This window comes from Microbacterium sp. WHRI 7836 (assembly GCF_040223885.2).
Lineage (GTDB): Bacteria > Actinomycetota > Actinomycetes > Actinomycetales > Microbacteriaceae > Microbacterium > Microbacterium oxydans.
The window spans coordinates 2,619,077-2,635,265 of the sequence record NZ_CP168171.1; the positions used below are offsets into that span (position 1 = coordinate 2,619,077).

13 protein-coding genes are annotated in these 16,189 nt (G+C 68.9%); 1 reads left to right on the forward strand and 12 read right to left on the reverse strand.

The features are described 5' to 3' along the window. Window positions 1-34: 34 nt before the first annotated feature. The 8 genes from ABRP18_RS12510 to rsmI form a co-directional block, all read right to left on the reverse strand. Window positions 35-1,576 carry a molybdopterin-dependent oxidoreductase gene (locus tag ABRP18_RS12510; protein ID WP_349884760.1) on the reverse strand — a complete coding sequence of 514 codons (1,542 nt, stop codon included), beginning with the start codon at window positions 1,574-1,576 and terminating at the stop codon, window positions 35-37. A 19-nt stretch (window positions 1,577-1,595) separates the two neighbouring features. Beyond that, a complete protein-coding gene (locus ABRP18_RS12515; RefSeq protein WP_349884761.1) occupies window positions 1,596-2,765 on the reverse strand; it encodes a family 1 glycosylhydrolase in 1,170 nt (389 codons plus the stop codon). A 41-nt stretch (window positions 2,766-2,806) separates the two neighbouring features. Beyond that, complete coding sequence (locus ABRP18_RS12520) at window positions 2,807-4,534, reverse strand: ABC transporter ATP-binding protein (protein ID WP_349884762.1); 1,728 nt, start codon at window positions 4,532-4,534, stop codon at window positions 2,807-2,809. Further along, on the reverse strand, window positions 4,531-5,445 hold the full coding sequence (locus ABRP18_RS12525) for an ABC transporter permease (RefSeq protein ID WP_046749725.1): 915 nt from the start codon (window positions 5,443-5,445) through the stop codon (window positions 4,531-4,533). Before ABRP18_RS12525 ends, ABRP18_RS12520 begins: the two co-directional genes overlap by 4 nt. Further along, on the reverse strand, window positions 5,442-6,422 hold the full coding sequence (locus tag ABRP18_RS12530) for an ABC transporter permease (protein WP_046749726.1): 981 nt from the start codon (window positions 6,420-6,422) through the stop codon (window positions 5,442-5,444). The genes ABRP18_RS12525 and ABRP18_RS12530 overlap by 4 nt, the downstream gene beginning before the upstream one ends. Next, window positions 6,419-8,098, reverse strand: a complete 1,680-nt coding sequence (locus ABRP18_RS12535; protein ID WP_046749727.1) for an ABC transporter substrate-binding protein — start codon at window positions 8,096-8,098, stop codon at window positions 6,419-6,421. The genes ABRP18_RS12530 and ABRP18_RS12535 overlap by 4 nt, the downstream gene beginning before the upstream one ends. A gap of 118 nt (window positions 8,099-8,216) precedes the next feature. Then, entirely contained in the window at window positions 8,217-9,323 is a 1,107-nt protein-coding gene (locus tag ABRP18_RS12540; protein ID WP_113680832.1) for a LacI family DNA-binding transcriptional regulator, read from the reverse strand. Between the two features lie 2 nt (window positions 9,324-9,325). Further along, complete coding sequence (gene rsmI, locus ABRP18_RS12545; RefSeq protein WP_127012466.1) at window positions 9,326-10,153, reverse strand: 16S rRNA (cytidine(1402)-2'-O)-methyltransferase; 828 nt, start codon at window positions 10,151-10,153, stop codon at window positions 9,326-9,328. A 62-nt stretch (window positions 10,154-10,215) separates the two neighbouring features. Here rsmI and ABRP18_RS12550 point away from each other — a divergent pair, with 62 nt between their 5' ends. Beyond that, window positions 10,216-11,769, forward strand: a complete 1,554-nt coding sequence (locus tag ABRP18_RS12550; RefSeq protein WP_349884763.1) for a phospholipid carrier-dependent glycosyltransferase — start codon at window positions 10,216-10,218, stop codon at window positions 11,767-11,769. On the opposite strand, the gene ABRP18_RS12555 is transcribed toward ABRP18_RS12550, so the two are convergent. From ABRP18_RS12555 to hisC, 4 genes are all read right to left on the reverse strand, one after another. Next, entirely contained in the window at window positions 11,724-12,908 is a 1,185-nt protein-coding gene (locus ABRP18_RS12555; protein ID WP_179515875.1) for a Cmx/CmrA family chloramphenicol efflux MFS transporter, read from the reverse strand. The two genes, ABRP18_RS12550 and ABRP18_RS12555, sit on opposite strands and share 46 nt — an antisense overlap. A gap of 197 nt (window positions 12,909-13,105) precedes the next feature. Next, window positions 13,106-13,588 (reverse strand): Lrp/AsnC family transcriptional regulator, encoded by a 483-nt coding sequence (locus ABRP18_RS12560; protein ID WP_046749731.1) that lies wholly within the window; start codon window positions 13,586-13,588, stop codon window positions 13,106-13,108. A gap of 2 nt (window positions 13,589-13,590) precedes the next feature. Beyond that, on the reverse strand, window positions 13,591-15,009 hold the full coding sequence (locus ABRP18_RS12565) for an amino acid permease (protein ID WP_046749732.1): 1,419 nt from the start codon (window positions 15,007-15,009) through the stop codon (window positions 13,591-13,593). After that, window positions 15,006-16,073, reverse strand: a complete 1,068-nt coding sequence (hisC, locus tag ABRP18_RS12570) for a histidinol-phosphate transaminase (protein WP_349884764.1) — start codon at window positions 16,071-16,073, stop codon at window positions 15,006-15,008. Before hisC ends, ABRP18_RS12565 begins: the two co-directional genes overlap by 4 nt. Window positions 16,074-16,189 lie beyond the last annotated feature (116 nt).

The window sequence follows — 16,189 nt, forward strand, 5'->3', positions numbered from 1 at the left end:
AATTCTAGGTGCCGCACGAGAGGTGGTTTCGCGCTCAGGCGACGGAGACGTCGATGCGGTGCCATCCCTGCGCACCGTCGGGTGCGGGGGCGGCCGGATCCGAGGTCTGCGTCTCACCGTCGGCGCTCAGCGCCCGGCATTCGATGGTGTGCGAACCGCTCTCGGCGGTCCATTCGAGGCTCCACTGCACCCACGTGTCGGCGGAGATCGCGGTGGCGAGATCCGCCCTGCGCCATGGCCCTTCGTCGATGCGCACCTCCACCCCGGCGACCCCGACATGCTGCTGCCACGCCATTCCCGCGATCACCGCGTCCCCGGCCGGGATCGACTGTCCGCGGCGCGGGACGTCGATGCGCGACTGCAGCTTGATGGGCCCGTGATCGGACCACCCCCGGCTCGTCCAGTACGCCGTGGCGCGGTCGAACCTCGTGACCTCCAGCTGCGTGACCCACTTCGTGGCCGACACGTAGCCGTACAGCCCCGGCACCACCATCCGCACCGGGAAGCCGTGTTCGATCGGCAGCGGCTCGCCGTTCATGCCGATCGCGAGCAGAGCGTCCCGATCGTCGGTGAGCGCCTCGAGCGGCGTCGACGCCGTGAAGCCGTCTGCCGAGGTGGAGAGCACCATGTCCGCTTCCGCGTCGACGCCCGCACGCGCGAGCAGCTCGCGGATCGGCAGCCCCAGCCAGCGCGCGTTGCCGATGAGCGATCCGCCCACCTCGTTCGACACGCAGGCGAGCGTCACGTCCGCCTCCTGCAGCGGCATGGCGAGCAGTTCGTCCCAGGTGATGCGCACCTCGCGATCGACCATGCCGTGGATGCGCAGCGACCAGTCGGCGGGGTCGACCTGAGGGACGATCAGTGCCGTGTCGATGCGGTAGAACTCCGCGTTCGGGGTCACGACAGGAGCGAGGCCCGGGATCGCCAGCTCCGCACCGGCAGGTACTGCCGCTGCCGCACGTGCCGCCTTCGGCAGCCGCAGGGCGTCGCGGACCGCCTCGATCGATCGGCTCGCTCCGCGCGCGACATTACCGACGATGAGGGCGACGGCACCCGCTGCGGCGACTCCGGCGGTCCACATCAGGAACCGCCTGCGGTCTTCACCGTCGGGCGCAAGGCCCGCGACCGGACGCAGTCGAGCGACGAGGAGACGCAGCACGACCACCGCGACGAGTCCGGCGACGAGACCCGGGAGCCAGGCGAACGGTCCAGCGCCCGGACGGATCATCGCGGCCACGACCGCGAGCACACCGAGTGCGCCGAGGATGACCGCTCCGATACCGGACCGTCGCCGCTCCAGGATGCCGGCGAGGGCGGCGACGACCACGAGCACGAGAGCGATGCCCACGATCAGCGCCACCTTGTCGCCGGTGCCGAACAGCGCGATCGCGGTGTCCTTCGCCCAGCTCGGTGCGAGGTCGATGAGTCCGCTCCCGATCACCGCGAACGGGCTCGCACTCGGCTCGACCACAGCGGCGACGAGCTCTGCCAGCCCGACGGCGAGGAACGACGCGCTCAGTCCGGCCGCAGCCGAGCGGAGCGTGTCGTCCCTCGTCGCGTGCTGCGCGTTCGTCATGACCCGAGGGTAACCCCGCTCAGAGCCCGTTGCGCCGCGCGACCTCTCCCAACCAGGCGAGGGAGGGCTTCGGGAACCGCTCGAAGGTCTCGTGGTCGAAGCCGATCAGCCCGAACGTGGGCCGGAAGCCGCTGGCCCACTCGTAGTTGTCGAGCGCGCTCCAGTGCTGGTAGGCGCGCACGTCGATGCCGTCGGCGATCGCGCGGTGCAGGCCTTCCAGCGCTCCCTGCGTGTAGGCGACGCGTCGGGTGTCGTCGGAGGTCGCGATGCCGTTCTCCGTCACGAGGATCGGTACCCCACCGCTGCGCTCCCACGCGCTGCGCACGCCCAGTTCGAGCGCATCGGGGAAGAACTCCCAGCCTGTGAGCGTCGTCTCGACGTCGTCCGACACCGGACGCGGACCTTCCGGGCCGATGAAGGTGCGGGTGTATGCCTGCACGCCGACGAAGTCGTCTCCGGCCGACTGCTCCAGGTACCAGTGGTCGCGCGGATCGCCGTACGTGGCGAGCATCTCGTCGGCTCCGGGCTCACCTGTGGAGTGGAACGCCTGTGTGGCGATCGTCCATCCGGCTTTGACTCCCGGCACCGAATGCAGGATCTCGGACGCGCGGTGGTGCGCGTCCAGCAGGGTGTCGGCCACGGCGAGGTCGGGGTTCGGGAGGCCGTAGGCGACGAGGTTCGCGGCGTCCTCTCCCCCGGCCAGCATCGCGGCGATGTTCGGCTCGTTGATCGTGCACACGTAGTCGACGCCGTCGAGGATCGGCAGCACGGTCTCGACGTAGCGGGAGAACAGATCCACCGCGTCGTCCGCGCGCCAGAAGCCGTCCTTCTGGAACCACTGCGGCACCGTGAAGTGCATGAGCGTGACGGTGGGGTCCAGTCCGTTCTCACGCGCCGTGTCGATCATGCGGCGGTAGTGGTCGAGCATCGCCCGCGAGATGAACCCGCGCTCCGGCTCGATCCGCGCCCACTCGACCGAGAAGCGATAGGAGTTCAGCCCCGCCTCGGCGAGCAGCCGCATGTCCTCCGGGTAGCGGTGGAAGTGGTCGGCAGCGTCACCGGAGGGCTCCACCATGGGCGAGTCGGGAGCATGCTCCATCGCCCACCAGTTGCTCGTGGTGTTGTTGCCCTCCACCTGGTGGGCCGCTGTCGCGGCACCCCAGAGGAAGCCGTCGGGGAATGTGAGCACGGATGCGCTCCTCTCTCTTTCTTGCAGGCGTCGTCCGCGCGTCAGCGGGCGCGGGCGGGGTTCGGCACGGCGTCGAGCAGTTCGACCGTGTACGGGTCCTCCGGATGCTGCAGCACCTGCGAGGTCTCACCGCGTTCGACCACTCGGCCGCTGTTGAGCACGAGGATGTTCTCGGTGACGAGACGCGCGCTCAGCAGGTCGTGCGTGATGTAGAGCATGCTGATGCCCCACCGCTCGCGCAGGTCCTCCAGCAGCGCCAGCACTCCGGCGCGGAGCGATACGTCGAGCATCGAGACCGGTTCGTCGGCGATCAGCACCTGCGGGTCGCTCGCGAGCGCCCTGGCGATCACCACGCGCTGTCGCTGTCCTCCGGAGAGCTGGTGCGGCAGCTTGGCCGCGAACTGCTCGACGGGAGTCAGGCCGACGGTCTCGAGCAGCTCGAACACCCGGGCTCTGGCCTCCGGACCGCGCAGCTTCGTGTAGTTCACGACCGGCCGGGTCAGGGCGTACTCGACCGTGTGCAGCGGGTTGAGCGCCGCGTACGGATCCTGGAACACCATCTGCACGTCCTTGCGCAGATCGCGCAGACCGCGGCGCTTGAGCGTCGCCACGTCGGTGTCCCCGAAGCGGACGGTGCCGGAGGTGGGCTTCTCGACGCCGGTGAGCATCTTGGCGATGGTTGACTTGCCCGAACCCGATGCGCCGACCAGGGCGAGGGACTCCCCCGGTTCCAGCCGGAACGACACGTCGTCGACCGCGGTGACGGCGCTCTGTCCGCGACGCGGTGCCGGGTAGTGCTTCGAGACGCCCTCGACCACGATCGCCGCATCCGCCCGACGGGTGTCGCGCGACGACACGGTCGGCAGGGTCTCGGTGACGTCGGTGCGCGAACGTCCCTCACGACGCCGGGTGCCCGCGTCGAGGAATCCGGGGATCTCGATCTTCTCGGCCCGGGGGTCGGCGTAGTGGCTCAGCAGCATCCGCGTGTACTCGTCCTTCGGGCGTTCCAGGATGTCGATGCTCCTGGCGTCCTCGACGATGCGCCCCTCGTGCATCACCATCACCCGGTCCGTCGCCTCCAGCACGATGCCGAGGTCGTGGCTGATCAGGATCGCGGTGAAGCGCTCGGCCCGCTGCAGGTCCTTGATCGTGTCCATCACGGCATGCTGCACCAGCACGTCGAGCGCGGTGGTGGGCTCGTCGAACACCATCAGCTGCGGTTCGAGCGACAGGGCGAGGGCGATCGAGGCGCGCTGGCGCATGCCGCCGGAGAGCTCGCCCGGGAAGCGTGCGAGCACCGAGGGATCGAGGCCCACCTTGCCCACGAGCTCCTGAGTCCTCGCCTCGCGCGCGTCCTTCGGCACGTGACCGTGCGCAGCGAAGATGTCGCGGAAGTGGTTGCCGATCGTGCGCACCGGGTTGAGCGCGTTCATGCCCGACTGCAGCACCATCGCGAACCCACCCTGACGCTGACGGCGCAGCTCCTCGGCGTCGAGCTCCCGGATGTCACGTCCTCCGAACAGGATGCGTCCTGCGCTGATCCGTGCCGGCGGCTTCTGCAGTCGTGTGAGGGCGAATCCGAGCGTGGACTTCCCTGAGCCGGATTCGCCGACCAGTCCGACGAACTCCCCACGGCGGAGGGAGAACGAGACGTCCTCGACCGCGGTGACCGGCGTCGTCCCCGGCGAGGCGTACTCCACCGAGAGGTTCTGCACGTCCAGCAGGATGTCGTTCTCGCGCATGTCGATGTTCTCCGTCATGGCGGTCATCGCCCCTTCCCCTCTCGCAGGCGCGGATTGGAGATGCCGTCCACGCCGAAGTTGATCAGTGTCAGACTGAGCGCCAGCAGGGCGATGCACAGACCGGGGGCGAACAGCAGCAGCCACTGTCCGGTGAGCAGCGAGTTGGAGTTCTGCGCCCAGTAGAGCATGGTGCCCCAGCTGACGATGCTGGAGTCGCCGAGGCCGAGGAACTCCAGCCCCGCCTCCGCCAGGATCGCCGCAGTCGCCGCACCGAAGAGGGTGCCCGCGATGATCGAGGTCATGTTCGGCAGGATCTCGCGGAACACGATGCGCGTCCTGCTGTCGCCCGAGAACTGCGCCGAGGTGACGAAATCGTTCCCCCGCAGCGACTGCGTCTGGCTGCGGAGCACACGCGCACCCCACGCCCAACCGGTCACGACGATCACCGCGATGATCATCAGGATGCCGCCGTTCTGCAGGTAGGCGGCGATCACGATCATGAGCGGCAGGCCGGGGATCACGAGGAAGAGGTTGACGATGAAGCCGATCACCTCGCCGAGGAACCCTCGCATGTACCCCCAGCTGAGGCCGATGAGCACGGCCACGATCGTGGACAGGATTCCGGCGGCGAAGCCGACCAGGAGGCTGACCTGTGCGCCGTAGATGAGCTGGCTGAGCACGTCCTCCCCGGCAGCGGTCGTGCCGAGCCAGTGCGCCCACGACGCATCGGCGTTGCGCTCGAAGCCGTTGTCCTTCGCGCCGTACGGGGCCAGGAGAGGGGCGAACACCGCCACCAGCACGAAGAAGGCGAGGATGCACAGCCCGAGCCGCGCCTTGCCGTTGCTCCAGAGCGTGGCGACCATGCGTCCGAAGGCGCGCCACGGGCTGGGCGCGGCGATGCGCTCGGCGGGGATCTTGACGTTCATGGTGGAGGTCATCGGCGAGTCCTCGGGTCGAGAACCCCGTAGAGGATGTCTACGAGGAAGTTGGCGATGAGCACGCTCACGGTGATCATCAGGAAGAGCGCCTGCATGAGCGGGTAGTCCTGCCCGATCACGGCGTTGAACAGCAGGTATCCGATGCCGGGATAGCCGAAGACCTGCTCGACGAGGATCGATCCGCCCACCACACCGCCGAGCGTGAGCCCGAAGCCCGTGAGGTTCGGCAGGATCGCGTTGCGGGCCGCGTACCGGAGGGCGATCGTGTGCCCCCGCAGACCGTTCGCCTCACCGAAGGTGATGTAGTCCTCGCCGAGGGTGTTGATCATGGCGTTGCGCATCCCGATGATCCAGCCGCCCAGCGAGGTGAGCAGGATCGTCAGCGCCGGAAGGAACGCATGACTGATCAGATCACCGAGGAACTCCCACGTGAAGCCAGGGGTCGTCGTCGCGGAGTAGGCGCCGGTCGTCGGGAACCAGTGCAGCACGTACCCGAAGAAGAAGAGCAGCAGCAGCGCCGTCCAGAAATAGGGGAACGTGCTCAGGAACGATCCGGTCAGCGTGGGCAGCGAATCGAGCCACGTCCCTCGGCGCCAGGCGGCCATCACTCCGATGAGCGTGCCGATCACGAACGCGAGCACGGTGACGATGCCGACCAGCCCGATCGTGTAGGGGAAGGCCGTGGAGACCATGCTCGACACCGACTGCGGGTAGAACGTGTACGAAACGCCGAAGTCGAGCCGCACGACCTGACCGAGGTAGGCGATGTACTGATCCCACAGCGACCCGGTCGGAACACCCAGCTGCGCCTCGATGGCGGCACGCGTCGCATCCGACACCGGCCCGTTCTGGGACAGCTTGGCGATGGCGGCATCCGCCGGGGAGCCCGGCATCATCCGCGGCAGGAAGAAGTTCAGGGTGACCGCGGCCCACAGGGTGAGCACGAACAGGCCGAACTTCTGGAGCACGTACTTCACTTGTCGTCCTCCTGCACTCGCTCCAGCCGGGTGAAGATACCCAGCGGCGCGGAGTCGTAGTTCTGCGGGATCATGTACGGGTCTTCCTCACTCGGCCAGCCGGTGAACTTGGCATCGCTGAACAGGCCCCAGATGCCGCCGTAGTAGAGGCCGATCACGGGCATCTCGTCGTAGACGATGCGCTGCAGCTCCTTGACGATCTCGGTCTGGCGAGCGGTGTCGACGGTCTCGCGGTACTCGGCCAGCAGCTCATCGACCTCGGGTGACTTGTAGCGCTCGAAGTTGTTCGCCGTGGCCTCGCCGGACGGCACATAGAACTCGCTGGAGAGCAGGTTGTTGTACGCCTGGTAGATGTCGCCGTTCCCCATGCCGCCGATGGCCATCTCGAAGTCGCCGTTGCTGATCGCGCTCTGATAGCCCGCGGGCTGCGGGAGCTTGAGGGTGACCTTCACGCCGACCGCGGCGAGCTGGCTCTGCACGGTCTGCGCCGCGCGCGTCCAGTCGGAGTAGCCGTTCGCGGTGGTCAGGGCGAACTCGAGCTGCTGGCCGTCGGCCCCGATGAGCCGGTCGCCGTCGAGTGTGTACCCCGCCTCGGCGAAGGCGGCGAGCGCTGCGTCCCTGTCCTGCGTGATCATGCCCTGGTCGGGGATGCTCGGATCGAGGTACTGCTGCTGGTTGGGCAGGATGAGTCCGGTCTGACCGGCCGGCTTCATGTAGCCCTCCGATGCCGTCTCGGCGATCTCGTCGCGGTCGAGCGAGAGAGCGATGCCCCGGCGCACGTTCACGTCGTCGAAGGGCGCCACCTCCAGGTTCGGCATGAGCGCGATCACGCCACCCGGCGGGAACCACCAGTTGTTGTGCTCGCTCGCCGCGCCCCAGGTGCCCTCGACGTCGGAGATGAAGGAGTAGGCCCAGTCATAGCCGCGGGTGACGGTGTCGAGCTGGGAGTTCGTGGCGGGGAGGATGATGTGCTCGATCTCGATCGAGTCGGCCTGCCAGTAGTCGGGGTTCTTGTCCATCGAGTACTGCTGGTCGTTGTAGTTGCCGAGCACGAACGGACCGGTGCCGACCGGGTTCTCGTTGCGGTATGTGCCCGGATCCTTCACGTCGGCCCAGAGGTGCTCGGGGACGATCATGGTCTGGCCCAGGATCGATAGCGAGGGGGCGTCTTCGGTCTTGAGGTGCAGCACCACATCGTCGCCCGAGGTGTCGACACTGTCGAGGTGCTGCCACGCACCCTTGATGTCGAGGGACGGGTTGTCCTTGAGCAGCTGGAAGGTGAACGCCACGTCTTCGGGCGTCAGGTCTTCCCCATCGCTCCAGGTGACGCCATCGCGGATCGTCATGACGATGGTGCGGGCGTCGGGCTGCGTCCATTCGGACGCGAGCCAGGGGTTCTGCGTGCCGTCGAGCGGGTTGATCAGGATGAGCGGCTCGTAGATCCACCGGGACGCGGTGCGCGTGTTGGTGAGATACGGGTTGAAGTTCTTCGTGAAGAACGGGTTGCCCTTGTCGGCATTGATCAGCATCGTGTCGGCACCGATCGAGGGATCGGGTTGGGATGTGATCTGGATGCTGCAGCCGCTGAGTGCGACCGCCACGGCCGCGAGGCCCACGATCGCCGCTCTGCGCCAGCGCTGCATCACGCGCCCTCTCGGCGTTGTGCCCTCTGACATCTGCCACCTCATGTCGTCTCTGTCATGACCGGCGACCGACGCCGCCTTCCAGATTGTAAGCGCATACATTTTGAGATCGCAACCCCTTGACACCGGCGCGGCGAGCGTTTCCGGCCGGTCAGACGGGGCGCTGCGAGCTCTCGCGGAGCAGGATCTGCAGCGGCAGACGGGCCACCACGGGCTCCGCCTCGGCGTGCTCGAGGCGGCGGGCCAGCACCTGCACGGCCGCGCGTCCGAGATCGATCATCGGCTGACGTATCGTGGTCAGCGGGGGCTGCGACAGGGCAGCGGCCTCGATGCCGTCGAAGCCCGTCACGAGCATGTCGTCCGGTACGTGGACGTCCGCTCCGCGGAAGACGTCGAGCGCTCCGAGCGCCATCTGATCGTTCGCCGAGATCAGCGCGGCCGGCGTACCCGTGGCGAGAAGCTCCTCGGCCGCCCTCCGACCAGACGCCCTTGTGAAGTCGCCGCGCAGCACCATCACGTCGTCGAGGCTCCGCCCCGCCCCCGCCACCGCGGCGGCGAAACCGTCCCAGCGCTGCAGACCGTCGGGAGAGTCCGCCGGTCCCGCGAGGAAGGCGAGCCGCCCGTCTCCCACCTGCCCGAGCACGTGCCGGGTCAGCTCCGCCATGGCCTCGGCGTTGCTCACCGTCACGTGGTCGTAGTGATCTCCGCGCGGCGGGCCGGAGAGCACCACCACGGGGATGCGTCGCGCCAGTCGCGCCAGAACGTCGTCCGGCACGCTGCTCGCGAGCACCATGAGGCCGTCGACCCGACCAGCCATGTCCCGCACCGTGGAACGGTCAGGATCATCGCGGCCGACACCGACCATCAGTACGAAACCCTGCTTCCATGCTTCGAGCTCGGCGCCGCGCAGCACCTCGTCGAGGAACAGCATCGAGGTGTGCCCGCCGTCGGACTCGGTCTCATCGCGGACGATCGCGAAGGGAGGCGCGTGTTCCTCAGCGGCGGAGAGCGCGTCGAGCGGCGGGGCATCCTCCGCGGCGTCGAAGCCGGGGAAGTACAGCCCGAGCACGCCGGTGCGGCGTTCGGCGAGTCCGCGGGCACTGCCGCTGGGGACGTACCCGAGGGCGGTCACCGCATCGAGCACGCGCTCCCGCGTGACCGGACGCACGGCATCCGGCGAGCGCAGCACGCGCGAGACCGTGGCGATCGAGACGCCGGCCCGATCGGCCACGTCGTACACGGTCGCCGCCTTGCTCACGGTCACACTCCTCCGGAGCGAGCGGCGAGAGCCGCCTGGTAGAGGTCGCGGGAGGAGAGACCGGTGAGGGCGGCGACCTCGGAGGCGGCGTCCTTCAGGCGGACGCCGTCCGCGACGAGCGTCTGCACCTGGGTGAGGGCGTCTTCCGGAGAGGCGTCTCGGCGGGAGGCCCCTTCGACCACGATCACGATCTCGCCCTTGACGCCGTCCTCCGCCCACGCGACGAGTTCGGGCGCAGTGCCGCGGCGTACCTCCTCGTAGAACTTCGTGAGCTCGCGACACACGGCGATGCGCCGCTCGTCGCCGAACGCGGCTCCCATGTCCGTCAACGCACCGGCCAGACGTGCGGGCGACTCGAAGAAGACCATGGTGCGGGGTTCGGCAGCCAGGGCGCGAAGAGTCGAACGCCGCTCCCCCGGCTTGCGCGGCAGGAAGCCCTCGAACGTGAAGCGATCGGTGGGCAGGCCTGAGATCGCCAGTGCCATCAGCACCGCGCTCGGCCCGGGGATCGCGGTCACCGTCACGCCCTGGGCAACGGCCTCGGCGACCAATCCGTATCCCGGATCGCTCACGGTGGGCATCCCGGCATCGCTCATCACGACGATGTCGGTCTCCGCGGCGAGCGCCGCCAGCTCGGCCGCCTTCTGCTTCTCGTTGTGGTCGTGCAGGGCGATCAGGCGAGGTCTGTTGTCGATCTCCAGCGCCTTGAGCAGTCGCTGCGTGGTTCGGGTGTCCTCGGCCACGACGACCTCGGCGTTCTCCAGCACCTCCACGAGGCGGCGAGACGCGTCGCCGAGATTTCCGATCGGAGTGGCGGCGAGGATGATCACCCGCCCAGCTTAGGCGGGCGCGATGCAGCGGAACGAGAAGGCACGTTGTCTAGGCTGGACCGGTGACCGCGCCCGAACCATTGCTCCCCGCTCCCCCCGAGCGGTCGACGCGCTACGGGCAGCTCCGCGATCGTCTGCTGCTGGATCCCGACTGGGGTCGCGCGATCCGCTGGCTCGCGCCGCTCGTCATCACCGCGATCGCCGCGCTCCTGCGCCTGATCAACGTCGCCCACCCGCACCAGCTCGCCTTCGACGAGACCTACTACGTCAAAGACGCCTGGTCGCTGTGGACCCTGGGCTACGAGGGCACCTGGGGCGAGAACGCCAACGATGCGTTCGTCACGCTGCAGCAGCTGCCGTTGTCCGAGCAGGGCGCGTTCATCGTGCACCCCCCGCTCGGCAAGTGGCTCATCGCGCTCGGCATGGCGATCGGCGGACCCGACAACAGCGCGGGATGGCGCCTCGCCACCGCGGTACTCGGCACCGCATCGGTGCTGCTGGTCTACCTGATCGCCCGCCGCCTCAGCGGCTCCGTCGTCGTCGCGAGCGTGGCGGGGACGCTGCTCGCGATCGACGGTCTGAGCATCGTGATGAGCCGCATCGCCCTGCTCGACGGCATCCTGACCTTCTTCGTCCTGCTGGGCGTGCTCTTCGTGATCATCGACCGGCAGCGGACGATCCCCGTGCTCGAGAGGCGAGACCCCGAGCGTCCCGACCCGTTCTGGGGGCCGGTGCTCTGGCGTCGCCCCTGGCTCGTCGCCGCAGGGCTGGCGCTCGGGGCGGCCTCGGCCGTGAAATGGTCGGGCCTGTACGTGCTCGCGGGTTTCGGCCTCTACGTCGTCATCACCGATGCGCTGGCGCGGCGCCGCGCCGGAGTGGTCCTGTGGCCGACTGCCGCCGCGTTCCGCCAGGGTCCCGTCTCGTTCGTGCTGCTCGTCTTCCCCGCTCTCGCCGTGTACCTGGTCAGCTGGACCGGATGGCTCGTGACGGCCGGAGGGTACGACCGGCAGAGCGACTCCAACCCGCTGATCGCCCTGTGGAAGTACCACGAGTCGATGCTCGGCTTCCACGTCGGTCTCACCCGAGGGCACCCGTATGCGAGCGCCGCATGGGAGTGGCCGTTCCTGCTGCGCCCCACCGCGGTCTGGGTCGACTCCGACCCCACGGGATGCGGCACCGACCACTGCATCGGCGTGATCTCGGCGATCCCGAATCCCCTCATCTGGTACGCGAGCGTCGCGGCCTCGATCTACCTGGTGTACCGCCTCGTGCGGGGGTGGATCACGAAGCAGCCCGTGGGCCCGGAGCTGAGCATCCCCCTGGTCGGTCTCGCTGTGACGTACCTGCCCTGGCTCATGTTCCCCGAGCGCACGATCTTCCAGTTCTACACGGTCGTCATGATGCCGTTCCTGGTGATCGCCCTCGCGATGACGTTGCGGATCATCGCCGGGAAGCGCGAGGATCCGCTGCACCGTCGACAGTCGGGCGAGCGCACCGTGATGATCTTCCTCGCCTTCGTCGTGCTGGTGTCGGCGTTCTTCCTGCCGCTGTGGACCGGGATGAGTGTGCCCTACGACTTCTGGCTGCTGCACAACTGGCTGCCCGGCTGGGTGTGACGCGTCAGCAGCAGGATCGCGAGAGCCGCGGCTGTCAGGCCTGACGCGACCCAGATCGGGGCGAGCAGCCCCCACCCCGCGCTGAGTGCAACCGCACCGAGCACCGGACCGACGGCCGCGCCGACGTTCAATGCCGCCGTGGCGTACGAGCCCCCCATCGTGGGCGCACCCGATGCGGCGTAGAGCACGCGGGTGATCACCGTGCTCCCGACGGCGAAGGACAGCACGCCCTGCACGAAGACGAGCGCGAGGAGCGCAGCCGGGGCGGAGGCGAACGCCGCCAGCCCGACCCAGCCCGTCAGCAGCAGCGGTCCGCCGACGAAGAGCACGAGCCCGGGACGCCGGTCGGAGAGCCGGCCCGCGAGCGCCACGCCGAGGAAGGAACCGATACCGAACAGCACCAGCGCCGCCGACACCCAGATCTCCGCAAGACCCGCCGCCTCGGTGACGACGGGGGCGAGGAAGGTGAAAGCCGCGAAGGTGCCACCGTTGATCAGCGCACCGATGCCCATGGGCAGCAGGAGCATCGGCGTCGCCAGCTGACGGAGTTCTGCGCGGAGGCGCGGTGAGGCTGCGGCCTGCTCCGCTGAGCCCACCGAGTTCGCGACGCCGCGCACGACGCCGATGATCGCCGGAGCGCACAGGAGGGCGACAGCCCAGAAGGTGGCCCTCCACCCCAGGGCCGAACCGAGCAGGGAGCCGGCCGGCACTCCCGCGACCGTGGCGACCGTCGTGCCGGCGAGCAGGATCGACAGCGCCCGCCCCTTCCGATCGGCCGGAACCATGGCAGTGGCCGCGCGCAGGGCCACCGCGAGGAAGCCCGCGTTGGCGAGCGCCGCGAGCACACGGGTGAGGAGCAGCACCGGGAACATCGGGGTCAGCGCCCCGACGACATGGCACACGGCGAACAGCACGAGACACGCGACCAGCGTGCGTCGGGGCGGCCATCGGCGTGCGAAGGCCGCCATCATCGGCGCGCCGACCACCATGCCGACCGCGAAGGCCGAGGTGAGCAGACCCGCGGTGCCGACGGAGACGTCGAGATCGGCGGCGATCGCGGGCAGGAGACCCGCGAGCATGAATTCGGACGTGCCCATGACGAAGACGGCAAGGGCGAGCAGGTAGAGAGCAGAGGGCATGGCAGTACTCCGAGGTGAGAGATCAAGAAGGGGGCTTCTCGTCACCACGGCCGGCATCCGGGGATGCACCAGTAGGCGCCTCCGCGGAGGGGAGGCGCAGCTACGGGATCGCAGCTATCGGCGCACGGGGCCGGCGGTGTGACCGACGGCCCCCGACTCGTCTGACTCGGGACTCGACATGCTCGAACTCTACCGCGCTACGGCATCTCGTCCGCCGCGACGTGTTCGACCAGAGGGAGCACCCGACCGGAGAGGTGCGTGCGCATCGCGATCGACGACGCGGTGCGGGCGACCCCCGGCACCAGGGCGACCCGGTCGAGCACCTCCTGCAACTGCGTGGCATCGCGCGCCACCAGTCGCAGTTGCATGTCGCTCGCTCCGGTGACGGTGTGCATGTCGACGATCTCTGGGACGGCGTCGGCCAGCGCCGTCGCCACCTCGTCATGCCCGACCTTCTGATCGATCTCGACCAGGCAGAAGGCGACGACACCGTATCCGAATCCGGCCGGATCGATGCGCGGCACGATCGCCTCGATCACCCCGCCCTCGTGCAGGCGCGCGAGTCGGCTCGTCGCCGTTCCCCGCGCGATGCCGAGCCGCCGCGCGCACTCCAGGATCGGCAGCTGCGGCGACTCCGTCAGCAGTCGGATGAGCTGGGCGTCGAGGCGATCGATGCGCATCGTCACTCCCGCGGGACGCCGGGCCTCGCCACGCTCCTGGTCGCGCGTGCGACGAGCAGGAGCACGGCGGTGAGCCCGAGTGTCAGCAGCAACTGGATGCGGGCGGCCTCATCGATCATCGCGAGGGCGATCACCGCGGCGAGCAGCACCAGACACAGCCACGACAGCCAGGGGAAGCCCCACATCCGCATCGGCATCTCGTCGCCTGCGCGGTCCGCACGACGGCGGAGGATGATCTGCGCCACCGCGGTCGCGGTCCAGATCACCAGCAGCGTCGAGCCGACCACGTTGAGCAGGGCCGGCAGCACGACGTCGGGGAACGCCCAGTTGAGTCCGACCGTGACGAACCCGAAGGCGACGGAGGCCAGCACCGCGACGAACGGCACGCCCTTGAGGCTCGTCCGGGTCGCAGCCAGCGGAGCAAGGCCCCGCTCCCCCAGCGAGTACGCCATGCGGGAGGCACCGTAGATGTTGGCGTTCATGGCCGAGAGCAGCGCGATGATCACGATCAGGTCCATCACGAGGCCGACTCCCGGTACGTTCAGGGTCTCGAGCACCGCGGAGAACGGGCCGGCCTTCACCGCAGGATCGTTCCAGGGCAGCACCGCCACGATCACGAAGATCGACCCGACGTAGAACACCATGATGCGCACGAGCACCTCGCGGACGATGCGGCGGATGTTGCGCGCGGGATCGTTCGACTCGGCGGCGGCGATGGCGACCACCTCGGTGCCGCCGAACGCGAAGACCACGATCAGCAGGGCACCGGCGATGCCCGCGATGCCGTTCGGGGCGAACCCGCCGTTGTCGACGAGGTTCGAGATGCCGGTACCCGGCACGCCCGGGATGAGGCCGACGATCGCGCACACCCCGACCACGAGGAAGGCGATGATCGCCGCGACCTTGATCGCCGCGAACCAGAACTCGAAGCGACCGTAGTTGCGCACGCCGAACAGGTTCACGGCCGTGAGCGCCACGACGAAGATCAGCACCCACACCCAGGCCGGGATCCCGGGGGTCCAGTTCGCCACGATCGCGCCGGCGCCCGTCGCCTCGGCCGCGATCACCACGACCAGCTGGATCCAGTACAGCCAGCCCACCGCGCTGCCGGCGCTACGGCCCATCGCCTTCTGCGCGTACGAGCTGAAGGCACCGGAGCTCGGCCTCGCCGCGACCATCTCGGCCAGCATCGCCATCACGAGCACGACGATGCCGCCGGCCACGAGGTACGACACCAGCACTGCGGGCCCCGCGATGCTGATCGCCTGGCCCGAGCCGACGAACAGGCCGGCGCCGATCGCGCCGCCGAGTCCCATCATCGAGATCTGACGGCGCGTCAGCCCCGGGTGCAGACCCTTGGTGGTCGTCGTGGTGGTGGGCACCTCGGTCACGGGATCGTTGGTCACGCGTCCATCGGTCATGCGTTCACCTCGGCGAGCTCGGTCTCGAGGGCGGCTTGCACCCGATCGATGTCCTCCACGGAGCCCGAGGAGATGCGGACGCCCTCGCCGGGGAAGACGCGTGCGACCACGCCGCCCTCCTGGAGCAGTCGTTCGAGCTCCGGTGTGCGGTCCCCGGATGGCACCCAGACGAAGTTGGCCTGCGAGCGGACGGCGGGCCATCCGGCGGCAGTGAGCACGTCGTGCAGGCGGTCGCGCTGGGCGACCACCTCGTCGATACGCGTCGCGAGCTCCTCCTCGGCGTCGAGGGACGCGAGGGCAGCGGTCTGGGCGAGGTCGGTCACACCGAACGGCACCGCCACCTTGCGCTGGTTCTCGGCGACGGCGGCCGGCGCGATGGCGTAGCCGATCCGGAGCCCGGCGAGCCCGTAGGCCTTGGAGAACGTGTGCAGCACGGCCACGTGCGGGTGACGTCGGAACAGCTCGATGCCGGCTCCCCTGCTCTCGGCGCGGTCGAAGTGCACGTAGGCCTCGTCGATCACCACGAGCACGTCGTGCGGCACCGCCGCGACGAAACGCTCCAACTCGTCGGCACTCACGACGGTGCCCGTCGGGTTGTTCGGATTGCAGACGAAGATCAGGCGGGTGCGTGGGGTGATCGCCGCCAGCATCGCGTCGAGGTCGTGAGCGTGGTCCGCGTCGAGCGGCACCGGGACGGGCGTCGCCCCGGCGATGCGGACGAGCGACGGATACGCCTCGAACGACCGCCACGCGAAGATGACCTCGTCGCCGTCACCGGCGACCGCGTGGATGAGCTGCGCCGCGATCTCCACCGACCCCGCACCGACGGTGACTTCGGAGACGTCGACACCGTAGCGGGAGGCGAGTCGCTCGCGCAGCTTCGCGGCACTCATATCGGGATAGCGGTTGATTCCGTCGAGGCGCTCACGCACGGCCTCGACGACCGACGGGAGCGGCGGGTGCGGGGACTCGTTCGAGGAGAGCTTGGACGCACCGGCCGGAGCGGAGCGCCCCTGACGGTAAGCGGGAACGGCGTCGAGTCCGGCGCGAGTGGGAAGGGGCATCGTCAGAGCGTCCTTGCTGTGATCGGGTGAGGTGTCGCGCAACACTAGAACGGAATCCCACCACTGGGCAATCGGCGCACCGGAAGCTGCGCATCTCGCGCAATCGAGCGCCCGTC